At 71.6% G+C, this 24254-nt stretch carries 24 protein-coding genes; 2 read left to right on the top strand and 22 right to left on the bottom strand.

The features are described from left to right. Positions 1-4: 4 nt before the first annotated feature. The 9 genes from AMK18_RS14535 to mnmA form a co-directional block, all read right to left on the bottom strand. Positions 5-247, bottom strand: a complete 243-nt coding sequence (locus AMK18_RS14535) for a hypothetical protein (RefSeq protein WP_026171438.1) — start codon at positions 245-247, stop codon at positions 5-7. Next, on the bottom strand, positions 244-1746 hold the full coding sequence (gene gatA / locus AMK18_RS14530) for an Asp-tRNA(Asn)/Glu-tRNA(Gln) amidotransferase subunit GatA (protein WP_018102520.1): 1503 nt from the start codon (positions 1744-1746) through the stop codon (positions 244-246). The genes AMK18_RS14535 and gatA overlap by 4 nt, the downstream gene beginning before the upstream one ends. A 5-nt stretch (positions 1747-1751) precedes the next feature. After that, positions 1752-2048, bottom strand: a complete 297-nt coding sequence (gene gatC / locus AMK18_RS14525; RefSeq protein ID WP_018102521.1) for an Asp-tRNA(Asn)/Glu-tRNA(Gln) amidotransferase subunit GatC — start codon at positions 2046-2048, stop codon at positions 1752-1754. 76 nt (positions 2049-2124) lie between these two features. Continuing rightward, positions 2125-4302: a putative bifunctional diguanylate cyclase/phosphodiesterase gene (locus tag AMK18_RS14520; protein WP_073863082.1), complete on the bottom strand. Its 2178-nt coding sequence runs from the start codon at positions 4300-4302 to the stop codon at positions 2125-2127. 241 nt (positions 4303-4543) lie between these two features. Beyond that, entirely contained in the window at positions 4544-6760 is a 2217-nt protein-coding gene (gene ligA, locus AMK18_RS14515; protein WP_018102523.1) for an NAD-dependent DNA ligase LigA, read from the bottom strand. Positions 6761-6790: 30 nt separating this feature from the next. Next, positions 6791-7816, bottom strand: a complete 1026-nt coding sequence (locus AMK18_RS14510; RefSeq protein WP_073863081.1) for a methionine synthase — start codon at positions 7814-7816, stop codon at positions 6791-6793. Between the two features lie 23 nt (positions 7817-7839). Continuing rightward, positions 7840-8529 (bottom strand): SDR family oxidoreductase, encoded by a 690-nt coding sequence (locus AMK18_RS14505; protein ID WP_073863251.1) that lies wholly within the window; start codon positions 8527-8529, stop codon positions 7840-7842. Between the two features lie 43 nt (positions 8530-8572). Next, positions 8573-9112 carry a TIGR00730 family Rossman fold protein gene (locus tag AMK18_RS14500; protein ID WP_073863080.1) on the bottom strand — a complete coding sequence of 180 codons (540 nt, stop codon included), beginning with the start codon at positions 9110-9112 and terminating at the stop codon, positions 8573-8575. A 166-nt stretch (positions 9113-9278) separates the two neighbouring features. Continuing rightward, on the bottom strand, positions 9279-10409 hold the full coding sequence (gene mnmA / locus AMK18_RS14495; protein WP_073863079.1) for a tRNA 2-thiouridine(34) synthase MnmA: 1131 nt from the start codon (positions 10407-10409) through the stop codon (positions 9279-9281). Between the two features lie 61 nt (positions 10410-10470). On the opposite strand from mnmA, the gene AMK18_RS14490 reads away from it, so the two are divergent. Further along, positions 10471-11169: an N-acetylmuramoyl-L-alanine amidase gene (locus AMK18_RS14490; protein ID WP_073863078.1), complete on the top strand. Its 699-nt coding sequence runs from the start codon at positions 10471-10473 to the stop codon at positions 11167-11169. Here AMK18_RS14490 and AMK18_RS14485 read toward each other — a convergent pair. From AMK18_RS14485 to AMK18_RS34885, 3 genes are all read right to left on the bottom strand, one after another. Continuing rightward, the gene (locus AMK18_RS14485; RefSeq protein ID WP_073863077.1) at positions 11166-12335 is read right to left on the bottom strand and encodes a cysteine desulfurase family protein; all 1170 of its coding nucleotides are present in this window, start codon (positions 12333-12335) and stop codon (positions 11166-11168) included. The genes AMK18_RS14490 and AMK18_RS14485 overlap by 4 nt on opposite strands. Before the next feature lie 86 nt (positions 12336-12421). Continuing rightward, positions 12422-12691: a DUF4190 domain-containing protein gene (locus AMK18_RS14480; RefSeq protein ID WP_073863076.1), complete on the bottom strand. Its 270-nt coding sequence runs from the start codon at positions 12689-12691 to the stop codon at positions 12422-12424. Continuing rightward, positions 12688-12840 (bottom strand): hypothetical protein, encoded by a 153-nt coding sequence (locus AMK18_RS34885; RefSeq protein WP_198956996.1) that lies wholly within the window; start codon positions 12838-12840, stop codon positions 12688-12690. The genes AMK18_RS14480 and AMK18_RS34885 overlap by 4 nt, the downstream gene beginning before the upstream one ends. A 126-nt stretch (positions 12841-12966) precedes the next feature. On the opposite strand from AMK18_RS34885, the gene AMK18_RS14475 reads away from it, so the two are divergent. Then, positions 12967-13602: a TetR family transcriptional regulator gene (locus AMK18_RS14475; protein WP_073863075.1), complete on the top strand. Its 636-nt coding sequence runs from the start codon at positions 12967-12969 to the stop codon at positions 13600-13602. 18 nt (positions 13603-13620) lie between these two features. Here the strand turns inward: AMK18_RS14475 and AMK18_RS14470 are convergent, their stop codons facing one another. The 10 genes from AMK18_RS14470 to AMK18_RS14425 form a co-directional block, all read right to left on the bottom strand. Beyond that, positions 13621-14457, bottom strand: coding sequence for a thioesterase family protein (locus AMK18_RS14470; protein ID WP_073863074.1), 837 nt, complete (start codon positions 14455-14457; stop codon positions 13621-13623). 58 nt (positions 14458-14515) lie between these two features. Then, positions 14516-15175, bottom strand: coding sequence for a trimeric intracellular cation channel family protein (locus AMK18_RS14465; RefSeq protein WP_018102534.1), 660 nt, complete (start codon positions 15173-15175; stop codon positions 14516-14518). A gap of 18 nt (positions 15176-15193) precedes the next feature. Further along, entirely contained in the window at positions 15194-16384 is a 1191-nt protein-coding gene (locus AMK18_RS14460) for an ABC transporter ATP-binding protein (protein WP_073863073.1), read from the bottom strand. After that, the gene (locus AMK18_RS14455) at positions 16381-17484 is read right to left on the bottom strand and encodes an ABC transporter ATP-binding protein (protein WP_018102536.1); all 1104 of its coding nucleotides are present in this window, start codon (positions 17482-17484) and stop codon (positions 16381-16383) included. The genes AMK18_RS14460 and AMK18_RS14455 overlap by 4 nt, the downstream gene beginning before the upstream one ends. After that, positions 17481-18470 carry an ABC transporter permease gene (locus tag AMK18_RS14450; protein ID WP_026171441.1) on the bottom strand — a complete coding sequence of 330 codons (990 nt, stop codon included), beginning with the start codon at positions 18468-18470 and terminating at the stop codon, positions 17481-17483. The genes AMK18_RS14455 and AMK18_RS14450 overlap by 4 nt, the downstream gene beginning before the upstream one ends. 89 nt (positions 18471-18559) lie before the next feature. Then, on the bottom strand, positions 18560-20320 hold the full coding sequence (locus AMK18_RS14445; RefSeq protein ID WP_073863072.1) for an ABC transporter substrate-binding protein: 1761 nt from the start codon (positions 20318-20320) through the stop codon (positions 18560-18562). Positions 20321-20364: 44 nt separating this feature from the next. After that, positions 20365-21357 carry an ABC transporter permease gene (locus AMK18_RS14440; RefSeq protein WP_026171442.1) on the bottom strand — a complete coding sequence of 331 codons (993 nt, stop codon included), beginning with the start codon at positions 21355-21357 and terminating at the stop codon, positions 20365-20367. Between the two features lie 284 nt (positions 21358-21641). Next, positions 21642-22409: an enhanced serine sensitivity protein SseB C-terminal domain-containing protein gene (locus tag AMK18_RS14435; RefSeq protein ID WP_026171443.1), complete on the bottom strand. Its 768-nt coding sequence runs from the start codon at positions 22407-22409 to the stop codon at positions 21642-21644. Between the two features lie 114 nt (positions 22410-22523). Then, positions 22524-23294 carry an enhanced serine sensitivity protein SseB gene (locus AMK18_RS14430; RefSeq protein WP_026171444.1) on the bottom strand — a complete coding sequence of 257 codons (771 nt, stop codon included), beginning with the start codon at positions 23292-23294 and terminating at the stop codon, positions 22524-22526. Positions 23295-23418: 124 nt separating this feature from the next. Beyond that, positions 23419-24102, bottom strand: coding sequence for an AAA family ATPase (locus tag AMK18_RS14425; RefSeq protein ID WP_073863071.1), 684 nt, complete (start codon positions 24100-24102; stop codon positions 23419-23421). Positions 24103-24254 lie beyond the last annotated feature (152 nt).

The raw sequence follows: 24254 nt of genomic DNA, 5'->3' as shown, positions 1-24254 counted from the left end.
CCTCTCAGCCCAGCAGTACGTCGTCGTCGCCGAGACGCTTCAGTTCGCGATAGAGGATCGCGAGGCCGGTCACGATCGCCGCGGCGGACACGGCGGCGTCGATGAGGCGCAGCGTGTCGTTGTCCGAGCGGGCCATCTTCGCCTGCTTGGCGACGCTCAGCGCACCGAAGGCGGTGGTGCCCATGGACACGTACAGCCCGGTCTTCGACTTCTTGAAGTTCTTGGCCTTCTTGGTCATGGCACTCATAGCGACGGAGCCTCCTCGAGCAGCGGGTGTCCCCACTTTTCCACGAAAGCGGCCTCGACGGCGGCTCCGACCTTGTACAGCCGGTCGTCCTTCATCGCGGGGGCGATGATCTGGAGCCCGACGGGCAGTCCGTCCTCGGGGGCCAGGCCGCAGGGCAGCGACATGGCGGCGTTGCCGGCGAGGTTGGTCGGGATGGTGCACAGGTCGGCCAGGTACATCGCCATCGGGTCGTCGGCGCGCTCGCCGATCGGGAAGGCGGTGGTGGGCGTGGTCGGCGAGACGATCACGTCGACCTGCTCGAACGCCTGCTCGAACTCGCGCGTGATCAGCGTACGGACCTTCTGCGCGGAGCCGTAGTACGCGTCGTAGTAGCCGGAGCTGAGCGCGTACGTACCGAGGATGATGCGGCGCTTGACCTCGTCGCCGAAGCCGGCCTCGCGGGTGAGCGCGGTGACGTCCTCGGCGGACTTCGTGCCGTCGTCCCCGACGCGCAGGCCGTAGCGCATGGCGTCGAACCGGGCGAGGTTCGAGGAGCACTCGGACGGCGCGATCAGGTAGTACGCCGAAAGGGCCAGGTCGAACGTCGGGCAGTCCAGCTCCACGACCGTGGCGCCGAGCGACTTCAGCAGCTCGACCGACTCGTTGAAGCGCTGGACGACCCCGGCCTGGTAGCCCTCGCCGGAGAACTGCTTGACGACGCCGACGCGCATGCCCTGCACGGAGCCGTTGCGCGCGGCCTCCACGACCGGCGGCACCGGCGCGTCGATCGACGTCGAGTCCATCGGGTCGTGCCCGGCGATCGCCTCGTGCAGCAGGGCCGCGTCCAGGACCGTGCGGGCGCAGGGGCCGCCCTGGTCGAGGGAGGACGAGAAGGCGACCATGCCGTAGCGGGAGACCCCGCCGTAGGTGGGCTTGACGCCGACCGTGCCGGTGACGGCGGCGGGCTGGCGGATGGAGCCGCCGGTGTCCGTGCCGATGGCGAGCGGGGCCTCGAAGGAGGCGAGGGCGGCCGAGGAGCCGCCGCCGGAGCCGCCCGGGATGCGGGTGAGGTCCCAGGGGTTGCCGGTCGGGCCGTAGGCGCTGTTCTCGGTGGAGGACCCCATGGCGAACTCGTCCATGTTGGTCTTGCCGAGGATGACCACGTCGGCGGCCTTCAGCTTCCGCGTGAGGGTCGCGTCGTACGGCGGGACCCAGCCTTCGAGGATCTTCGAGCCGACGGTGGTCGGCATGTCCTTCGTGGTGAAGATGTCCTTGAGCGCGAGCGGGACGCCGGCCAGCGGGCCCAGCTTCTCGCCGGCCGCCTTCTTGGCGTCCACGGCACGGGCCTGGGCGAGCGCGCCCTCGCGGTCGACGTGCAGGAAGGCGTGCACCTTCTCGTCCACGGCGTCGATCCGCGCGAGGTGGGCCTCGGTGACCTGGACGGCGGTGAGCTCGCCGGAGGCGATCTTCGCGGCGATCTCGGCCGCGGTGAGCTTGATGATGCTGCTGATGTCCGTCATGGCTGTCAGTCCTCCCCCAGGATCTGCGGCACCTTGAAACGCTGCTGCTCCTGGGCCGGGGCGCCGGAGAGCGCCTGCTCGGGGGTGAGAGACGGACGGACGACGTCCGCCCGCATGACGTTCGTCAGCGGCAGCGGGTGGGAGGTCGGCGGTACGTCTTGGTCGGCTACCTCGGAGACGCGGGCGACCGCGCCGATGATGTCGTCGAGCTGTCCGGCGAAGTGATCGAGCTCTTCGCCCTTCAGCTCCAGACGCGCCAGCCGGGCGAGGTGGGCGACCTCCTCGCGCGTGATGCCAGGCATGCAGCGATCCTCAGGGGTTGGTGTGTGGTTTTCGCCCAATCCTATGGGGTCGGCCACGTGCCCGAGGACAGGGTTTCTACGTCGTCGCCGGGCGCGAGCCCGTCGTGCGGCCGGAGGGGCGCTGTTCCAGCTCGGCCGCCGGGGCCGTGGGCGTCGTGGCGGAGGCCGCCGGGGCCGGCGCCCCCGCCGCCGCGGCCAGCTCCGCCGGGCGGCGCCAGCCGTGCTCGCCCCGGGCCCGCAGCCAGGCGGTGGTCTCCTGGGGCGGCATCGCGGCCGCCACCAGCCAGCCCTGGACCGCGTCGCACCGCAGGTCCCGCAGCCGCTCCCAGGTCTCGTCGTCCTCGACGCCCTCCGCCACGACCAGCAGGCCCAGCGAGTGGGCCAGGTCGATGGTGCAGCGGACGATCTCCGCGTCCTCGTGGTCGATGGCGAGCCGGGCCACGAAGGAGCGGTCGATCTTCAGCTCGCTGACCGGCAGCCGGCGCAGGTGGACCAGCGACGAATACCCGGTGCCGAAGTCGTCCAGGGACATCTTCACGCCGTGCCCGGTCAGCCCGGCGAGCGTGTCCGCCGCCCGCTGCGGGTCCTCCAGGAGCACGTGCTCCGTTATCTCCAGCTGGAGCGCTCCCGCCGGGACGCCGTGCCGGGCGAGCCGGGCCGCGACGCCGCCGGCGAACCCGGGGGTGTGCACATCGCGCGGCGACACGTTGACGGCGACCGGGACGAAGAGGCCCTGGGCCCGCCACCGGGCGACCTGGGCGAGCGCCGTCTCCAGGACGTACTCGGTGAGGTGCGGCATCAGCCCGGAGGACTCCGCGATGACGATGAACTCGTCCGGGGGCACTCTGCCGCGTTCCGGGTGCACCCAGCGCACCAGCGCTTCGAGCCCGGCGACCTGGCCGTCGAAGCGGACCTTGGGCTGGTAGTGCAGCTCCACCTCGCCCGCGTCCAGCGCGCGGCGCAGGTCGCCGAGGAGGCCGAGCCGGTCCGGGGTGTTGCTGTCGCGCTTGGACTCGTACACCTCCACGCCGGTGCGGTCCCGCTTGGCCTGGTACATCGCCACGTCGGCGCGGCGCAGCAGCCCCTCCGCGTCCAGCGCGTGGTCCGGGAAGACGGCGACGCCCGCGCTGGCCTCCAGGACCAGGGTCAGCCCGTCCAGGTCCAGCGGGGACGACAGCTCGGCGACCAGGTGGCGGGCGACGCGCTGGGCGCTGGTGGTGGAGTCGGCGGTGGGCAGCAGGACCGCGAACTCGTCGCCGCCGAGCCGGGCCGCCTCCGCGCCGCGCGGCAGGGCGAGCCGGAGCCGTTCCGCGATCTGGAGCAGCAGCCGGTCGCCGGCCAGGTGGCCCAGGGTGTCGTTGACGGCCCGGAAGCGGTCGAGGTCGATGAGGACGAGGGCGACCCGGCTGCCGACGCCCTCCGCCTCCTCCAGCGCGGTCCAGGTCCGCTCCAGCAGCCACTGGCGGTTGGGCAGCCCGGTCAGCGGGTCCTTCAGCTGCTCCTCGGCCCGGGCGCGGGCGATCCAGAGCGTGGAGTCGAGCGCGATCAGCGGCACCGCGAAGAGCGGCAGCAGGACCGGCCGGGCCATCGCGACGACGCAGATCAGCGGGGCGATGCCGAGCAGGGCGACCGCGACGAGGCCCTGACGGAGCATCGCGGTGCGGGCGACGGTGGGCAGGCCGCCGCCGGGCTGGGCCCGCGAGTACCACAGCAGGACCCGGGTGACGAGCAGATAGGTGGAGGCGGCGAGCAGGACTTCCGGGACGGCGTCGATGCCCCAGTCGAGTGGCCGCCACGGCGTTTCGACCGACTGCACCTCGCCGAACGCGGCGAGCACCAGGGCCGCCGCCCCGACCCCGAGGATGTCCACGGCGCCGTGCAGGAGCCCCTGCCACCAGCGGTGTCTGCGGGCGACGCCGACGAGGACGACCACGACGAGGCTGACCAGTCCGGCCGGCACCCAGCCGTACAGCAGCAGGACGGCCAGGGTGAGGGCGGCGCCGGAGCCGGTGCCGCCCCACCAGCGGTCGCGGCCGAGCGCGACGAGGTGGCCGACGACGATGCCGGTGAGGACGGCCAGCGACCAGCCGGCCTTGCCGTCCGGGAAGAGGGCGCGCCCCTGGTCGAGGGCGCGGGAGAAGCCGGTCGCGAGCTGGATCGTGGCAAGGGCCACCACGACGGCGCCCACTTTGGGCGCGGGTCCCACGAAACCTTGCAGCCGCGCCACCGGTGCGGCGCTCTCGGTCGGTTTCATTCCGTCCCTCTCACAGCCGGCGATGCCGATGTCACCCGATGAATGCGTGCCGTGCCACGACGCACCCCGGCCCCGCCCGGTGGCCAGGTTCGAGGGCGTGTCTGACCACAGTAGGCCGCGGAGGGCTGCTACGGGCAGCGGTCTACGGGTCTTGCCCAAATGCGAACCGACTATCCGTCAGCATCTGCTAGGGGGCGCCCTTGCGCCGATCGGGTGACGCCGACGATGCGTCGGCGGGCGCTCACTCTCCGGGGGCGGCGCCCTCCTCCGGAGCCGGTTCCCCGGCCGGGACGGCCGCCTCGCGGGCGGCGTCCGGGCCCTCGGCGAGGAGGACGGCGAAGCCGGTCTCGTCGAGCACGGGGACCTTCAGCTGGACCGCTTTGTCGTACTTGGATCCGGGGTTGTCGCCGACGACGACGAAGGCGGTCTTCTTGGAAACGGAACCGGTGACCTTCGCTCCCCGGCTCTGCAGGGCCTCTTTCGCGCCATCCCTGGTGTGCCCGGTCAGGGTGCCCGTGACGACGACGGTGAGCCCTTCGAGGGGGCGGGGGCCCTCGTCCTCACCGGCTCCCTCGTCCTCCATCCGGACTCCGGCCTCGCGCCACTTGCGCAGGATCTCGCGGTGCCAGTCCTCGGCGAACCACTGCTTGACCGAGGCGGCGATGATGGGCCCGACCCCGTCGGCGTCGGCCAGCTCCTGCTCGGTGGCCTCCTCGATGCGGTCGATGGACCGGAACTGGCGGGCCAGCTCCCGGGCCGCGACCGGGCCGACGTGGCGGATGGAGAGCCCGGTGAGGACGCGGGCCAGCGGGGCCTCCTTGGCCGCGGCGATGGCGTCGAGCATCGCGAGGGCGTTCTTCTTGGGCTCGCCCTGCTGGTTGGCGAAGACCCGGGCGATCTTCTCCTCACCGGTCTTCGGGTCGCGCTTGGGCAGCCCGCTGTCCGGGTCGAGGACGTAGGCCCGGATCGGCAGCAGCTCGTCCACGGTCAGCCCGAAGAGGTCGCCCTCGTCGCGCAGCGGCGGTTCGGCGGGCTCCAGCGGTGCGGTCAGCGCGGCGGCGACCACGTAGCCGAAGTGGTCGATGTCGAGGCACTTGCGGCCGGCGAGATAGGAGACGCGCTCGCGCAACTGGGCCGGGCAGGAACGGGCGTTGGGGCAGCGGACGTCGACGTCCGCCTCCTTCATGGGCTTCAGCTCGGTGCCGCACTCCGGGCAGTGGTCCGGCATGACGAACGCCCGCTCGGTGCCGTCGCGGAGGTCCACGACCGGGCCGAGGATCTCCGGGATCACGTCCCCGGCCTTGCGGAGCACCACCGTGTCGCCGATCAGGACGCCCTTGGCCTTGACCACGTTCTGGTTGTGCAGGGTGGCGAACTCGACCTCGGAGCCCGCCACCACGACCGGCTCGACCTGGGCGTACGGGGTGACGCGGCCGGTGCGGCCGACGCCGACGCGGATGTTGACGAGCTTGGTGTTGACCTCCTCCGGCGCGTACTTCCAGGCGATGGCCCAGCGCGGGGCGCGGGAGGTGGAGCCAAGGCGGCCCTGGAGCGGGATCTCGTCCAGCTTGACGACGACGCCGTCGATCTCGTGCTCCACGGAGTGCCGGTGCTCGCCGAAGTAGGCGATGAACTCCCGTACGCCTGCGAGGGAGTCGACCACCTTGTTGTACTTGGCGGTGGGCAGGCCCCACTCGCGCAGCAGTTCGTAGGCGTGCGAGAGGCAGTCGATGTCGAAGCCCTCGCGGGCGCCGATGCCGTGCACCACCATGTGCAGCGGGCGTGTGGCGGTGACCTTGGGGTCCTTCTGGCGCAGCGAACCGGCCGCCGCGTTACGGGGGTTGGCGAAGGGCTTGTCGTCGGCCTCCACCAGCCGGGCGTTCAGCTCCTCGAACCCCTCCATCGGGAAGAAGACCTCGCCGCGCACCTCGACCAGCGGGGGCACCCGGTCGCCCTTGAGGCGGTGCGGGATGTCCGCGATGGTGCGGACGTTGGGCGTGATGTCCTCGCCGGTGCGGCCGTCGCCCCGGGTCGCGGCGCGGGTCAGCACGCCGTGCTCGTACGTCAGGTTGACGGCGAGGCCGTCGATCTTCAGCTCGCACAGGTAGTGGTAGCCGGGCGCGCCGACGTCCCGGGCGATGCGCTCGCCCCAGGCGGACAGCTCCTCGTCGTCGAAGGCGTTGTCCAGGGACAGCATGGGCTCGCGGTGCTCGACCGAGGTGAACTCCGTGCGGTACGGCCCGGCGACCTTCTGGGTCGGCGAGTCCGGGGTGCGCAGCGGGGGGTGGGACTCCTCCAGGGCCTCCAGCTCGCGCAGCAGCCGGTCGAACTCGGCGTCGCTGACGACCGGCTGGTCGTTCACGTAATACCGGAAGCGGTGCTCCTCGATCTGCTCCGCGAGGAGCTTGTGCCGCTCCTGTGCCTCGGCTGGCACCGCCGTCTGCTCTTCGCCGGCCATCGTCCCGTCCTCCCGTTACCCAGCGTCCCGCTACTCAGGGTTGTCTGCGAGCGATCTCGCGGCCCGGGCGCAGTGGGCGAGCGCGGCCCGTGCGTACGCGGGCGACGCACCCGCGAGTCCGCACGAGGGGGTGACCGTCACGGACTCGGTGAGAGTCCCCGGATTCAGCCCCAGCCTGCGCCACAGCGTCCTGACACCCATGACGCTACCGCCCGGGTCGGACAATCGGCCCGAGGCCGGGTCGGTGCCCGGTACGACCCCGAAGAACATCCGGGTGCCGCCCTCGACGGCTTCCCCGACGGCCTCCTCCTCACGCTCGGTGAGCAGGGAGAGGTCGAAGGAGATGCCGTCCGCCCCGGCCCGGCGCAGCAGCGCGAACGGCACATCGGGGGCGCAGGTGTGCACCAGCGTGGCGGTCTCCCCCGCCGCCGCGAGGACCTCGCGCAGGGTGGCCTCCACGACCTGGCGGTCCACCGCCCGGTAGGTGCGGTAGCCGCTGGCGGTCCGGACCCGGCCGCGCAGCACGGCGGTGAGCGAGGGCTCGTCCAGCTGGAGGGCGATCCGCGCCCCGGGCACCCGGCGGCGCACCTCGGCGAGGTGGCCGCGCAGACCCTCGGCGAGCGAGTCCGCGAGGTCGCGGCAGGCCCCCGGGTCGCCGAGGAACGCCTCGCCGCCCCGGCGTTCCAGGGCGGCGGCGAGGGTCCAGGGCCCCACGGCCTGGACCTTGAGCGGGCCCTCGTAGCCCTGGGTGAACTCCTCCAGGGCGTCCAGGTCCTCGCCGAGCCAGGACCGGGCGCGGCGGGTGTCGCGGCCGGGCCGGTCGCTGATCCGCCAGCCGCTCGGCTCGACGTGCCCGTACAGCTCGGAGAGGAGTCCGATCGTGCGGCCGATCATGTCGGCGCCGGGCCCGCGGGCCGGAAGTTCCGCCAGGTACGGCATGCCCTCGCCGTCGCCGAAGGAGCCGGTGACGGTCTTCGCCGCCTCCCGGGCGTCTCCCCCGGGCATCGAACCGATCCCGGTGGCCGGGCAGTCCCTGAACTCGCTGATCTCGCTCACGCGAGAAGCCTAAGGCCCTGCGATCAGCGGCCGGGGCGGACGGTGAGGTCGTTGACCTCGGCGTCGCGGGGCAGGTCGAGCGCCATCAGGATGGTGGTCGCGACGGACTCGGGGTCGATCCAGCGGGCGGGGTCGTACTCCTTGCCCTCCTGCCGGTGGACCTTCTCCTGCATGGGGCTGGCGGTGCGGCCCGGGTAGACGGTGGTGACCCGGACGCCGTTGCCGTGCTCCTCGTGGCGCAGCGAGTCCGCGAGGGCCTTCAGGCCATGCTTGCTGGCGGCGTACGCGCTCCACTCGGGGCTCGCGGAGAGCCCGGCGCCGGAGTTGACGAAGAGTACGTGGCCCTGGGCGACGCGCAGTTGGGGCAGGGTGAGCCGGGTCAGCTCGGCGGGGGCGACGAGGTTGGCGTTGAGCTGGTAGTGCCAGGCCTTGGGGGTCAGCTCACCGACCGGGCCGAGCTCGACCACGCCCGCGACGTGCAGCAGCGAGTCGAGCCGTTCCGGGACGCTCTGCTGGGCGAGGGCCCAGGAGAGCCGGTCCGGGTTGGACAGGTCGCCGACGAGGGTGCGGGCGCCGGGGTGGAGCGCGGCGAGCTCCTTGGCGCGGCCCGCGTCGCGGGCCAGCAGGACGAGGTCGTCGCCGCGCTCGGTGAGACGCCGGGCGACCGCTGCGCCGATGCCGGAACCGGCACCGGTGATGAGGTGAGTGGACATGGCCCCCATCGTCGCATCCGCCGCCCGGGCCCCGTACGTCACATCACTGCAGGCCGGCCGACTCCTCCAGGTAGGCCAGGGCGCCGACGCCGTCCTCCGCGAAGAAGACCAGCTCGGTCAGCGGGAGGGGCAGGAAGCCCTCGTCCTCCATGCGCTGGAACTGCTCGCGCAGGCCGTCGTAGAAGCCGGCGGTGTTGAGCAGGACGACGGGCTTGGTGTGCTTGCCGTGCTTCTTGAGCTCCAGGATCTCGGTCGCCTCGTCCAGCGTCCCGGTGCCGCCGACCATGATCACGATCGCGTCGGACTTCGCGAGCAGGAGCGCCTTGCGCTCGGCGAGGTCGCGGGCGATGACCATCTCGTCGGCGTTGGTGCGCGCCTTCGCGGCCAGGAAGTCCACCGAGACGCCGACCAGCTTGCCGCCCGCCTCCTGGACGCCGTCGGCGACGACCTTCATCAGGCCGCTCTCGGAGCCGCCCCAGACGAGGGTGTGCCCGCCGCGCCCCAGCAGCTCGGCGAATTCACGGGCGGGCACGGTGTAGCGGTCGTCGAGGTCGGCAGCGGAGAGGAAGACGCAGATGTTCATGACCGCCACGGTACGACCCGCCCCGCGCGGAGCCGCTGCCGGGATGCGGCGGGCGCCGGTGTGGCGGACCCTGAAATCCGTGGCACCGCCACGAAAGCGCCCCGCGCGGCCACGCCCGTACTGGGGTCGGGCGTTGCCGTGCGGGGCTTTCGCGCGCGTACGGTGCTCAGCTCGCGGCGGCGCGCTCCCGGCGGACCGTCGTCGCGATCGTCGCGGAGCCGACCACGCGGGTCCCGTCGTACAGCACGACCGCCTGACCGGGAGCGACGCCCCGGACCGGCTCGGTGAACGTGACGTGCAGGATGCCGTCGGCCAGCTCGGCGGTCACCTCGGTCTCGCCGCCGTGGGCGCGGAGCTGCGCGGTGTACGTCCCCGGGCCGGACGGCGGTGTTCCGCACCAGCGGGGCTTGATCGCGGTGAGCGCGGTGACGTCCAGGGCCTCGGCGGGGCCGACGGTCACCGTGTTGTTGACCGGGGAGATGTCCAGGACGTAGCGCGGCTTGCCGTCGGGGGCGGGGTGGCCGATGCGCAGGCCCTTGCGCTGGCCGATGGTGAAGCCGAAGGCGCCCTCGTGGGTGCCGAGCTTCGCACCGGACTCGTCCAGGATGTCGCCCTCCGACGGGCCGCCGAGGCGGTTCGCCAGGAAGCCCTGGGTGTCGCCGTCGGCGATGAAGCAGATGTCGTGGCTGTCGGGCTTCTTGGCGACCGCGAGGCCCCGGCGCTCGGCCTCGGCGCGGATCTCGTCCTTGGTGGTGAGGGTGTCGCCGAGCGGGAACATCGCGTGGGCGAGCTGGCGCTCGTCCAGGACGCCGAGCACATAGCTCTGGTCCTTGGCCATGTCCGAGGCGCGGTGCAGCTCGCGGTTGCCGTCGGCGCCGGTGACCACGGTGGCGTAGTGGCCGGTGCACACCGCGTCGAAGCCGAGCGCGAGGGCCTTGTCGAGGAGCGCGGCGAACTTGATCTTCTCGTTGCAGCGCAGGCACGGGTTGGGGGTGCGCCCCGCCTCGTACTCGGCGACGAAGTCCTCCACGACGTCCTCGCGGAAGCGTTCCGCCAGGTCCCAGACGTAGAAGGGGATGCCGATGACGTCCGCGGCGCGGCGGGCGTCCCGGGAGTCCTCGATGGTGCAACAGCCCCGGGCGCCGGTCCGGAAGGACTGCGGATTCGCGGAGAGGGCGAGGTGCACACCGGTCACGTCGTGGCCCGCCTCGGCGGCGCGGGCCGCGGCGACGGCGGAGTCGACACCGCCCGACATGGCGGCGAGCACACGGAGGGGGCGCTGGGGAGTCTCAGTCATAGCCCCACCAGGGTACGTGGGGGCGGGAACCGAAAGCTCGCGGATAAGCGTTGTCCGTCTCATGGGGACCAAGGGGACGGACGGCAGCGGCACCGGGACCGGGATCAGCCGGCGCTCGGTGCTGATCGGCGGTGCCGTCACGGCCGTGGGCACGGCGGCGCTGGCCCGGGACCGGCTGAAGCGCGCCTGGTGGCGGCTGCCGGGCGTGGAGAAGCCGCGCACACCGGGGGCGGTGGACTACGCGGCGGCGCAGTGGGTCGCGGCCTCGGAGGCGAACTGGCGGCGGGCCGACCGCCCCGACGACTACGGCATCGACCGGGTGGTCATCCATGTCACGCAGGGCAGCTTCAACAGCGCGGTCCGCGCCTTCCAGGACCCGGGCCACCAGGCGGCGGCGCATTACGTGGTGCGCAAGGACGGGCACGTGACGCAGATGATCCGCGAGCTGGACGTGGCGTTCCACGCGGGCAACCGCTCGTACAACGAACGCAGTGTGGGCATCGAGCACGAGGGCTTCGTGGAGCGCCCGCAGGACTTCACCGCCGCGATGTACGGGGCGTCGGCGAAGCTCACCGCGGCGATATGCGGGCGGTACGGCATCCCGGTGGACCGCGAGCACATCATCGGGCACGTCGAGGTCCCGGGCGCCGACCACACGGACCCGGGCCGCGGCTGGGACTGGGACCGCTACATGGAGCTGGTGCGGCGCGCGAAGACGTCGGGGAAGGCCGAGGGGGCCCCGAAGACGGGCAAGGCCTAGCTGAGCCCCGCCGAGCGCGCGCGCTCCACCGCCGGGCCGATCGCCCGGGCCACGTCCTGGACGTCCTGCTTGACCGAGGTGTGGCCGAGCGAGAAGCGCAGGGTGCCGCGGGCCAGGTCCGGATCGGTGCCGGTGGCGAGCAGCACGTGGCTGGGCTGGGCGATCCCGGCGGTGCAGGCGGAGCCGGTGGAGCATTCGATGCCCTGGGCGTCCAGCAGCAGCAGGAGCGAGTCGCCCTCGCAGCCGGGGAAGGTGAAGTGCGCGTTGGCCGGCAGACGGCCGCCCGGTGCCGGGTCGCCGCCCAGGATCGCGTCGGGGACCTCCGCCAGGACGGCGGCGGCCAGCTCGTCGCGGAGCGCGCCGGCCTCCCGGGCGAAGTCCTCGCGCCGGTCGGCGGCGATCCGTCCGGCGACGGCGAAGGAGGCGATGCCCGCCACGTCCAGGGTGCCGGAGCGGACGTGGCGCTCCTGTCCGCCGCCGTGCAGCACGGGCACCGGGGTGTACTCGCGGCCGAGCAGCAGCGCGCCGACGCCGGTGGGCCCGCCGATCTTGTGCGCGCTGACGGTCATCGCGGCGAGCCCGGACGCGCCGAAGTCCACGTCGAGCTGCCCGAACGCCTGGACCGCGTCGGCGTGCATCGGGATCTCGAACTCGCGTGCCACCTCGGCCAGTTCGCGTACCGGCAGAATCGTGCCGATCTCGTTGTTGGCCCACATCACGGTGATCAGCGCGACGTCGTCGGGGTCGCGCAGGACCGCCTCGCGCAGCGCCTCGGGGTGGACCCGCCCGTACCGGTCGACGGGGAGGTATTCGACGGTCGCGCCCTCGTGGGTGGCCAGCCAGTCGACCGCGTCGAGGACGGCGTGGTGCTCGACGGGGCTGGCGAGGACCCGGGTGCGGCGGGGGTCGGCGTCGCGGCGGGCCCAGTACAGGCCCTTCACCGCGAGGTTGTCCGATTCGGTGCCGCCCGAGGTGAAGACCACCTCGCTGGGGCGTGCGCCGAGGGCGTCGGCGAGGGATTCCCGGGACTCCTCGACGGTACGGCGGGCCCGGCGCCCGGCGGCGTGGAGTGAGGACGCGTTGCCCGTGACGGCGAGCTGCGCGGTCATCGCCGCGATCGCCTCGGGAAGCATCGGCGTGGTCGCGGCGTGGTCGAGGTAAGCCATGGTGGGCTCGATTCTACGAGCCCCCGGTGGGGCGTACGGCGGGCGCATGGGGTCCCGCTCCCCGCGCACTGTGCGGGCCGGGCGGATCAGCCCCCGAAGTTCCAGGCGACGACGCCGTTTCCGGTGACCAGGAAGGCCAGGACCACCAGGTCGGCGACGCCGAGCGCGAGGCCGAGGAAGGCGCGGGTGCGCCGGGTGGTGGAGCGGGCCAGGGCCACGAGGGCCATCACGATGGCGGCGGGGCCCAGCAGCAGGTTCATCACCAGCAGCCCGACCAGGCCCAGCACGAACGAGGCGATGGCGAGCCCGTCGGCGTCCCGGCGGGTGCGCGGGGCGGCTTGCACCGGGGCGCTCACCGGGAACCCCGCGCCCGCTCGCGCACGGCGAAGACCAGGAGCCAGCAGGCGATGAGCGCGCCGAGGACGAGCGACAGGGGAAGCGGGATCTGGGCCACCGCTCCCAGCACGATCCCCAGCAGGAGCAGGGCGGCGACAAGGACGATCATGTTCGGCCTTTCCGTGTGCGGATGGCGTGGTGCCAGGAACATTCAGAGTACGACTGTTCACTGACTCTTGAGTCTAAACCCGCACACCCCTTCCCCGCTCCGGAGAACAGTTGTTTACTGAATGGCATGAGTCACATCGCCGGGGTCCGCCAGAACCAGAAGCTGAAGACGCGCCAGGCGCTCCTGGACGCCGCCCTCGGACTGCTGGCGGAGCAGAGCCTGAGCAGCCTCGGGCTGCGCGAGGTGACCCGGGCGGCCGGCATCACGCCCACGGCCTTCTACCGGCACTTCGAGAGCGTGCCCGCGCTCGGCGTGGCCCTGGTCGAGCAGACCCTGGGCAGCCTGCACGGCATGATCGGCGCGATCCTCACCGAAACCGGCGACAGCGAGGTCCGGCTCGACCGCAGCGTGGAGCTGATACGGCGTCACGTACGGGAGCAGCCCGCGCACTTCCGCTTCATCGCGCGGGAACAGCACGGCGGGGTCGGCCCGGTCCGCGAGGCCATCGCGGCGCAGCTGCGGCTGTTCGCCGAGGAGGTGGCGGCGACTCTCGCGGCGGAGCCGGAGTCCCGGGGCTGGGCCGAGGAGGACCTGCTGATGCTGGGCGGTCTCTATGTGGACCACATGGTGATCACCGCGTCGGCCCTGCTGGACGCGGGCCCGGCGGACGACGAGCGGGTGGCCCGCACGGCGGGGCGCCGGCTGCGGCTCATCGCACTCGGCGCCCTGCACTGGCTCGACGAGCCGGCACAGGGCGCCTGAGAAGGAGGACCGGGGAAATCAGTCGCGCGGGGCGCGGGCGAGCTGGCGGGACTGGGCGACCAGGCGGTCGGCGCTGTCCCAGACGTCCGCGTCCTCCTCCAGGAAGCCGCCCGCCAGGTTGCGGGTGGTGATGGAGACGCGCAGCGGGCCCGGGGCCGGGCGGCAGCGGATGTGCGTGGTGAGCTCGATGGTGGGCGTCCAGCCCTTGAGCCCCAGCTCGAACGAGGTCGGCGGCAGGGCGTCCACGGTGAGCAGCAGGGAGAGCGCGTCGGGGTCGCGGCCGTCGGCCAGACCGAACCAGCCGCGCATCTCGCCCTTGCCGGAGGGCTGCCCGATCGCCCAGCCGATGGTGGCCGGGTCGAGCTTGATGTCGAGCCGTTCGGTGATCGCGGAGCTGCCCGGGATCGGCGCGGGTCCGTCACTGGGGCCGAGGCAGTGCTCGCGCGGCGGGATGGCCGGCGGCTTCGCGGCGGTGCGGACGTCGTCGCTGAGCGCGTCCAGGTCGCCGTAGGTGGCGAGGACGCGGATGCGCTCGACCTCGGTGCCGTCCTCGGCGTACTGGAAGAGCGACGCCTGACCGGTGGAGAGGGTGCGGCCGGTGCGGACGGTCTGGGTCCGGATCACCGCCGGGCCGGGCACGGAGGCGGTGAGGTAGTGCGCCGAGACGGAGAACGGGTCCGCGTGCGGCAGGGCCTCGCCGAGCGCACGGCCCAGCATCGCCAGCAGGTAGCCGCCGTTGACGGCATGGATGATCGTCCAGCCCGCCGAGAGCTCCGCGTCGTAGACGCCCTCTTCGCGCAGGGTGACCGCGGTGTCCCGGTCGAACTCGCTGTCCCCGATGGTTGCCTGTGCCATGGACGCACCGTACACCGATTGTATTACTGAGCGGTAGCTTTTTGTGCTCCCGAGTAGGTCACCCCTCGTCCGCCCGCGCCGAGCGCCGGTTGTAGGCGCGCGGCGCCCGCCAGTGGAAGCGGAGCGCGAGCAGCCGCAGGACGAACGCGGTGATCACGGCCGCGCCGCTGGTCAGGGCGTTGAGCGCGTCGAAGCGGATGCAGAGCACGATCATGGTGGCACCGACCATGGCGGGCACCGCGTACAGGTCCCGGTCCCAACGCAGCAGCGAGGGCACCTCGTTGGCCAGGACGTCGCGCAGCACACCGCCGCCGACCGCCGTGGCCAGGCCCAGCGCCGCGGACGAGGTGAGGCCGAGCCCGTAGTCGTACGCCTTCACCGTGCCGGTGACGCAGAACAGCCCGAGACCGGCCGCGTCGAAGACGTTCACGCCGACCTGGATGCGCTCCACGTGCGGGTGGAGGAAGAAGACCAGCCCGGCGGCGAGCAGCGGGGTGGTGAAGTACCCCAGATCCGTGAAGGCGGCGGGCGGCACCGCGCCGATGATCAGGTCACGGAAGAGCCCTCCGCCCAGCGCGGTCACCTCGGCGAGCACCGCGATGCCGAAGACATCGAAGTTCTTGCGTACGGCGAGCAGGGCGCCCGAGATCGCGAAGACGAAGATCCCCACGATGTCGAGCGCGTGCTGGACGGAGGGCGTGAACAGTTCGTTGAGCACCGGGCAATTGTGCCCGTACTACTCCTTCGTACCGTCCGGGGCGGGCTCGGAGGGCTCGGCGGCCTGCGCGGGCTCCTCCTTCACCGGTGCCTCGGCGGGCTCCTTCGCGGGCGCCGACCGGACCGTGATGACGTCCGCGACCAGCGGCGCGTCGCCCGGCACCTGGTCCTCGCCGTTCTCCGGGTGGTGGCAGGCCACCTGGTGCCCGGTCTTCAGCTGGAGCAGCGGCGGCTCGGTCGTGCCGCAGACCTTCGTCGCCTTCCAGCACCGGGTGTGGAAACGGCAGCCGGCGGGCGGCGAGATCGGCGACGGGACATCGCCCTTGAGCAGGATGCGGTCGCTCTTGGCGCCGCGCCGGCGCGGGTCCGGCACCGGCACCGCGGACATCAGCGCCTTCGTGTACGGGTGCATGGGCGCCTCGTACAGCGACTTGCGGTCCGCCAGCTCCACGATCTTGCCGAGGTACATGACCGCGATCCGGTCCGAGACGTGGCGGATCACCGACAGGTCGTGGGCGATGATCATGTACGTGAGCCCGAGCTCGTCCTGGAGGTCGTCCAGCAGGTTCACCACCTGCGCCTGGATCGACACGTCCAGCGCGGAGACCGGCTCGTCCGCGACGACCAGCTTCGGCTTGAGCGCGAGCGCCCGGGCGATGCCGATGCGCTGGCGCTGGCCGCCGGAGAACTCGTGCGGATAGCGGTTGTAGTGCTCGGGGTTGAGCCCGACGAGCTCCAGCAGCCGCTGGACCTCCGCCTTCACGCCGCCCTCGGGCTTGACGCCCTGGAGCCGGAAGGGGGTGGAGACGATCCCGCCGACCGTGTGGCGCGGGTTCAGCGAGCCGTACGGGTCCTGGAAGATCATCTGGATGTCGCGCCGCATCGGCCGCAGCCGTCCGGCGGACAGATGGGTGATGTCGCGGCCTTGGAACTCGACCTTGCCGCCGGTCGGTTCCAGCAGCCGGGTCACCAGCCGGCCCATGGTCGACTTGCCGCAGCCCGACTCGCCGACGACGCCCAGGGTCTCCCCCGGGCGCACGTCGAAGGTGAGCCCGTCCACGGCCTGGACCGCGCCGACCTTGCGCTTCAGCACGCCCTTGGTGATCGGGAAGTGCTTGACCAGGCCGTCCACCTTGAGGAGCGGTTCGGGGCCGGACCCGTCCGACCCGGCCGCGGCGGGCGCGGGAGTCTTCTTGTTCAGCTCAGTCACAGCTTCGGCGCAATCTCTTCGGTCCAGATCCGGTCGCGCTGCTCGGGCGACATGTGGCACGCGGAGAAGTGCCCGTCGCCGACCAGTCGCAGCTCCGGACGCTCGGTGCGGGTGATGTTGTCGGGCGGGACGTCGGCGTACGGGCAGCGCGGGTGGAAGGCGCAGCCCGACGGGACGTTGATGAGACTGGGCGGCGAGCCCTTGACGGGGATCAGCCGCTCGGTCTGCTCCCGGTCGATCCGCGGCATCGAGCCGAGCAGACCCCAGGTGTACGGGTGCTGGGGCTCGTAGAACACCTTCTCGGCGGAGCCGCGCTCGACGCACCGTCCCGCGTACATCACGAGGATCTGGTCCGCGATCTCGGCGACGACGCCGAGGTCGTGGGTGATCATGATGACCGCGGAGCCGAACTCCTTCTGCAGATCGCGGATCAGGTCGAGGATCTGCGCCTGGACGGTGACGTCGAGGGCGGTCGTCGGCTCGTCGGCGATGAGCAGCTGCGGGTTGTTGACCAGGGCCATCGCGATCATCGCGCGCTGGCGCATGCCGCCGGAGAACTGGTGCGGGTAGTCATCGAACCGGCGGTGCGGCTCGGGGATGCCGACCCGGTCGAGCATCTCGATGGCGCGCTTCTTGGCGGTCTTCTTGTCGACCTTGTGGTGGACCCGGTGGGCCTCCACGATCTGCGCGCCGATCGTGTAGTACGGGTGCAGGGCGGACAGCGGGTCCTGGAAGATCATGGCCATCTTCTGGCCGCGCAGCCGCCGTACGCGCTCGGCGCCGGAGCCGATCAGCTCCTCGCCCTCCAGCCAGATCTCGCCGCCGATGCGGGCCCGCTCCGAGGTGTGCAGGCCCATGATCCCCAGCGAGGTCACGGACTTGCCGGAGCCGGACTCGCCGACGATGCCGAGGGTCTGGCCGGCCTCCAGGTCGAAGCTGACGCCGTCCACGGACTTGACCAGGCCGTCGTCGGTGTCGAAGTGGACGCTGAGGTCGCGTACGGAGAGGAACGGGTGACCGTCGCCCGGACGCGGGGCCGGGACGGCCGCGTCCTTCTCGGCGTCCTTCGTGGTCGAGTCCTTCTTGGTCGCGCCGCTCATGAGAGCCTCACCCGGGGGTCGATCGCGGCGTACACGAGGTCCACCAGCAGGTTGCAGATGACGATGAAGAAGGCCGCGACCAGGGTCACGCCCATCACCTTGGGCAGGTCGGCGGTGGTCACGCCCTGGATCGCGAAGGCGCCGAGCCCCTGGAAGGAGAAGACGCGTTCGGTGATGACCGCGCCGCCGAGGAGCAGCGCGAAGTCCATGCCGAAGATCGTGACCAGCGGGGTGAGCGCGGACCGCAGCCCGTGCTTGACGACCACCTTGCGTTCCTGGAGGCCCTTGGCGCGCGCGGTGCGGATGTAGTCCTCGCTCATGGTCTCCAGCATCCCGGCCCGGGTGAGCCGGGCGTAGAGCGCGGAGTACAGCAGGGCGAGCGTGCACCAGGGCAGGACCAGGCTGCCCGCCCAGGCGACCGGGTCCTCGGTGATGGGCACGTACTCCCCGTTGCCGAAGAGCGCCAGGACGACCAGGCCGGTGAAGAACATCGGCAGGGAGACACCGGCGAGGGCGACGCCCATGGAGAGGCGGTCGAAGAGCGAGCCCCGCTTCAGCGCGGAGACGACGCCGATCGCGACACCGGAGATGACCCAGATGACGGCGGCACCGACGGCCAGCGAGAGCGTGACCGGGACCCGGTCCACGAGCTGCGGCCAGATCTCGGTGTGCGTCTTGAACGAGTAGCCGAAACAGGGGGCGTTGCACGTGACGGGGTCGGGGCCGAACTGGTACTGGGCGCCGACCACGATGCCCTTGATGAAGTGCCAGTACTGGAGGTACAGGGGCTGGTCGAGCCCCAGGTTCTTCTTGACCGCGGCGATGACGTCGGGGTCGGGGCTCTTCCCCACGTACTGGGCGGCCATGGAGTCGAGGGTCTGCCCGCCGAGGCGGGGCACCAGGAAGAAGATCGCGAACGTGACTGCGCTGACCACCAGCAGCAGCAACACCGCGGCGAATACGCGTCGGATGATATACGCAGCCACAGCCGTGCGGCGCCGGGCGGGTGGGGCGGGTAACCCCGCCGCCCGGCGCCTTCACCTGCCTTTCAGGGGATGCTTTTGATGAACAGGTGCTACTTGGTGGACGTCATGAGCACGTAGTCGTACATGCCGAGGTACGCGTCGGTGACGGTGACGTTCGCCGCGGAGGCCGGGCGGTAGAGCAGGTTCTTGCGGTAGAAGAGGGGAACGACCGAGGCGTTCTCCATGACCTTCTGGTCGACCTCGCCCCACGTGGCGTTGCGCTCCGTGGTGTCGACGGTCCCGATGCCCTTGACGAGGAGGTCGTTGATCCCCTTGTCGTTGAGCTCCATCAGGTTGGTGCCGCCGGAGGGCTTGATGGCCGAGCCGTTGACGATCTGGTCGAGGAAGCCGAAGCCGGTCGGCCAGTCGGCGCCCCAGGCCATCATCATCATGCCCGCGTTGTTCTTGTGGACCCAGGCCGGAACGCCCGCGAAGTCGGTGAAGTACTTGTCCGCCGGGAACTGCTTGATCTCGGCGGTGACCCCGATCGCCTTCAGGCTGTTCTGGAGCTGCGTGGCAGCGGTGACCTCGTCAGGACGGTCCGAACGGGCCGTCAGCGTGGTCTTGAAGCCGTCCGGGTGACCGCACTTGGCCAGGTGCTCCTTGGCCTTGGCCACGTCGCCCTTGCTGCCCTCGGTCGGGTACAGGTCGAACTTCTTGTAGCCGGCGACGGTCGGGGGGATGACCGTGCTCGCCGGGTCGCCCTTGACCGAGCCGCCGATCGAGTCGACCATGCTCTGCTTGTCGACCGCGTACTGGACGGCCTTGCGGCACTCGACGTTGTCGAACGGCTTCACGTTGACGTTCAGCGCGAGGTACTGCAGCGCGCCGGCGTACGGGTTGTCCGTCTTCGCCTTCTCGGACGCCTTGGCCAGGACCTTGGGCTGGGTCTTGGACTGGAGGCCCGTGCCCGCGATGTCCGCGGTGGTCTCGTCGTTGAGCAGGTGCTCGTCGACGGTGGTGGGGTTGACGTTGAACTTCAGCTCGATCTTGTCCGGCAGCGCCTTGCGGATCGGGTCCGTCTTCGGGTCCCACTCCGTGTTGCGGACCAGGGTCGCGCCCTTGCTCTCGTCGTACGCCGAGAACTTGTACGGACCCGAGGAGACCATCTTCTGGACGTAGCTGGCGCCCGTGTCGGCCTTCTGCTGGATCGGCGCGGTCTGCGAGAACGCGGCCAGGTAGTCCATGTCCGCGAACGGCTTGTTCAGGTGGAAGACGATCGTGTACTTGTCCGGGGTCTCGATGGACTTCAGACCCGCGGTGGACTTGTCCTTGTAGGGACCCTTGTACTTGTCGCCGCCCTCGAGGTACGCCTTGAAGTACGTCGGGCCGTTGGACAGGGCCTCCGGCGCGAAGTTGGAGCGCTCGACGGCGTACTTGACGTCCTGCGAGGTGATCTCGGAGCCGTCCTCGAACTTCACGCCCTTGCGCAGCGTGTACGTCCAGGTCTTGGCGTCCGCGCTCGCCTTGCCGAGGCCGGTGGCGAGGTCGGGGACGACCTTCAGGCTGTCCTTGCCGGCGGCCGGCTGGAAGGTGACCAGCGAACGGGCGTACAGGCGGGAGAAGTTCTGCACCCAGCCGTAGTACGTGTTGCCGGGGTCGAGGGAGTCCGGGCCACTGGTGTGCTCGTAGGTGACCGTCCCGCCCTTCTTGTCGCTGGCGTTGACGATGCTCGTCAGACCGGCGTCGGCCTTGGCGTTGCCGCCGCCGCCCTTGCCGCTGCCGCCGTCCGAGTCCTTGCTGCACGCCGTGGCGCCGAGCGACACCGCGATCGCGACGGCTATGAGCGCCGCTGTCTTTCTGTTCTGCATGCTGAGGAAAGCCCCCTCGCTAGTCCTGTGCGGCACTGCCGCGTTTACTTGCCACGAGGGTCGAGTGCGTCACGCAGCCCGTCCCCCAGCAGGTTGAAGGCCAGCACGGTGATGAAGATCGCCATGCCGGGGATGACCATGAACATCGGGTCCACCTCGTAGAGGTCGACCGCCTGCGTGAGCATGCCGCCCCAGGACGCCTGCGGCGGTGCGATACCCACGCCCAGGAAGGACAGGGCCGCCTCGAAGAGGATGTTCGTGGGGATCAGCAGCGTCGCGTAGACGAGGATCGGCGCGACCAGGTTGGGCAGCAGCTCGCGGAAGAGGATGAACGGCCCGCGGGCGCCCAGCGACCTGGCGGCCTCCACGAACTCGCGCTCGCGGAGGGACAGCGTCTGCGCGCGCACGATGCGGCCGATGTACGGCCAGCTGAAGAAGCCGATCACGAAGATCAGGACCGCGATCCGCAGCGTGAGCCCTTCCATCCCGAAGGCGTTGCCCTGGAGGGACGCGGAGATGGAGATCGCGAAGAGCAGCAGCGGGAAGGCCAGGAAGGTGTCCATCAGCCGGCTGATCAGGCTGTCCACCCAGCCGCCGTAGAACCCGGCCACGACACCCATGACGACGCCGATGGCGACGGAGAGCAGGGTGGAGCCGACGGCCACGACGAGCGAGACCCAGGAGCCTTCGAGGATGCGCGCGAAGATGTCGCGGCCGGTCTGCGGCTCGACGCCGAACGGGTGGTCCCAGCTGATCCCGCCGAAACTGCCCTTGGGCGCCAGCATGACGGGGTCGACCAGCGTCTGGTTGAACGCGTTGGGGTCGAGACCCAGGAGCGACTGGAGCGGCTTGGAGAGCACCGCGGTCAGGATCAGCAGGACGACAACGATGCCACCGGCCATCGCGGCCTTGTCCCGCTTGAACCGGGTCCAGGCGATGCGGCCGAGCGAACGGCCCTCGATCTCCTTGCGGCCCGCGCCTTCCAGCACCGCTTCGGGCCGCGTATCCGCCCTGGTGGTCTCGATAGGTGCCGTCATTGCGCTGGAGACCCCTCTCGGCCGGCGGTGGCCGGCCCGTGACCGCCGCGGTAGCGGCTCGTACATAGCTAGTTGCGTGGGAGTCTTCAGCCACGGCGCGCACACCCGCCAGACCTGACGGGGAATGTTTGCTCAAACGTGATGACGTCAGAATGCAACCGATATCCGAACAGCAGGGCTCGGAAGTCGGGCCTCCCGGTCGCAAAACAGCGATAACGAACACTTCGCGCACGAACACCGAAGTGCCCGTAATGCCCCTGATATGCCGGGGACCTGACGTGGGATCAGTACGCGGGTGCCTGGGGGTAGCCGTAACCGGGCGCGGCGTGCGCCTCGCGGTCGTAGAACGGGCGGGAGTTGGCGCGCAGCCACATCGCCACCGGGTCGTACTCGTCGGACATCGCGACCGTGGAGACCGGCAGCCCCTCGGGGACGGCGCCGACCGACTGGCGCATCATCGCGCGCACCGCGTCGACGGACGGCCGGCTCGTGTCGTACAGGTCGAGGCCGACGGCGAGGTACGGGACGCCGAGCGCGGGCTGCACCCAGGCGCGGCGCAGCGAGCGGATCGCGGGGGTGTGGTGGGCGTTCTGCGTGAGCTGGGCGTAGAACTGCGGAAGGTCGAGGGCGGGTTCGCTGATCCGCAGCGGCCCGGCGGGCATCCGGTCGAGGCCGGTCGCGATGCGGCGCAGGTCCAGCCAGGGGATGCCGACGCCGCCGCCCGGGGCGTGCGGATTGAGCCAGACGCCCCAGCGGTCCGGGTAGAGGGCGCGCGCGATGTCCAGTCCGGCGACGACCTCGTGGTCCCGGCTCCAGCCGCTGGCGGTGAGCTCCTGGGGGGAGGTGACGCACGGGGCGTACCCGAGTCCGTCGACCTCCATGTTCCCGTACTGGGCGTCGGGGGCGCCGGGGCGGCCGTGCCACAGCAGCATCCAGACCCGGCCGGACGCCAGGGCCTGGAGCAGCGCCTCGTACGCGTCGTAGCGCCCGGGCGCGACCTGTCGCAGCATGTGCTCGACCTGACCGGCCGCCGCGGTGCCTGACGCACTCACCCTGGTCCCGCCCCTCGTAGATCCTCTGCTTCGGCCACCGGGCATCGGCCTTCAGCCATCAAACCAGCTTATGCGGCCGCACTGTCACCGGCTTGACGCCGTGGCCGCCCCCCGTCACTCCGGGGCGCGCGTGTAGAAGGGCCGCACCCGCTCCAACATCCATTCGGCGACCGGGTCCTGCGCCACGTCGAGGAGGACGAGGTTGACCGGCCACGGCACCGCGACGCGGCCGAGCGCCCGGCCCAGGGCCTCCATCGGGGCGCTCTGCCCGGCGCCGTCCCAGGTGGAGAACTCGACGCCGACGAAGAGCACGGGGTCGTCGCCCTCGATGCTGGCGAGGACCCGGCGGGCGGTGCGGACGACGCCGCTCTCCTGGAACTCGCCGGCGGCGGCGGCCAGGAAGTCGACGGGCTCCTCCTTCCAGTCCGGCTCGTACAGCCGGACCCGGCCCCCGGTCGCCGGGCCGTCGAGCGGGGTGCGCCCGGCCCGGCACAGCTCGGCCACGGCGGGCGGAGGCAGCGGCAGCCCGACGGCGCCGCCCGGGTTGACGGCGAGGCCGAGCTGAGGGGGCAGTCCGCGGGCGAATTCGGCGGCGGGGGCGATGGTGAAGGACATCCGGTCGCCGACGCAGGTGAGGAACTGGTGCTCGGAGCTGTAGACGGGGACGTACGCGACGCCGTCGATGTCCATCGCGGGCAGGTCGAGCTCCCGGGCCTCGGGCCCGCCGCCGTTGGGCAGGGGCACCCAGACATGGCTGCGTCCCAGCACCTCCAGCAGGCGGCCGCCCGCCTCCGGAGTGCCGAGCGAGGCGCCCAGCACCTCTTCGAGTTCATTGGCCGGCCAGCCGCTCTGCGGCAGGCTCCCGGCCTGTGCAGGAATGTCCACTGCTTCCCTCTCGCCCCGTTGCCGTGCAGCAAGAGGGTACGGCCTCCCCCGGCCTCCGTCGCTCCTAGGGCCTGTCCGGAAACCGCCCGTCCCGGCTACCGTCCAGCCGTTGGACGGTCCGTTTTCAGCCGTCGGTCTGTGCGTTCGCGAACGTGATGCGCGTGAGCATCGCGGCCGCCTCGCGGTCGAGCAGCACCGCCGAGGCGCAGCCGCGCGGCAGCAGCCCGGCCTCGGTGTCCCGCAGCAGCCGCCCCACGGCTCTGCGGTGCCGGGCGAAGGCGTACGCGGAGACGCCCCGGCCGCGCTCGCGCTGGCCCTGGCGCGCGGTCCGGGCGGAGACGTCGAGCAGGACCAGATGCAGGCCGCTGCCCCGGCGCCGGGCATGGCGGGCGAGCAGGGCCCGGACCCAGCTCTGCGTACCGCAGTCGTGGACGACGACGGAGGCGCCGGAGCGCAGCGCCCGCCGCAGTCCCCGGTAGTGGGCGAGGCGGACGAGCGGGCGGTAGAGGACGTAGGGGAGTAAGCGGGGCAGCCGGCGGGCCCAGCGGTCCCGGGTGTCCTGGGAGTCGACCGCGTGCGCCGGGGCGGTGCGGGAGATCAGCGTGGACTTGCCGCTGCCGGGGAGCCCGGAGACGACCACGACATCCCCGGCGGCGAAGCGCAGGGCGCGCGGGCCGCGCCCGGACCGGCCGCGCAGGTCCCGGACGACGGGCGGATGGGTGCCCACCGCCTGCCGGGGAGGTGAGCCGGACTGTGCGGGCAGCGCGGTGCCCGTGGTTCCCGCGGTCGTCGCGTAGCGCAACGTCATCGCCTCCCCCTGGCCGTACGGCCGACGCGTGCAGGACCGATACCTACCCCCGAAGTGTAAAGAAAAGGTAATGCGAGGCAACCGTCCGACCCGCCGCGAAACCGTGACCCGGCCCACCGGTCCCGGCGCCCCGCTCCCCCGGAATGCGTGCG

The organism is Streptomyces sp. CB01249, assembly GCF_001905735.1.
Classification (GTDB): domain Bacteria; phylum Actinomycetota; class Actinomycetes; order Streptomycetales; family Streptomycetaceae; genus Streptomyces.
Note: the sequence above shows the minus strand (reverse complement) of the source record. Positions and strands in the feature narration are given on the sequence as shown.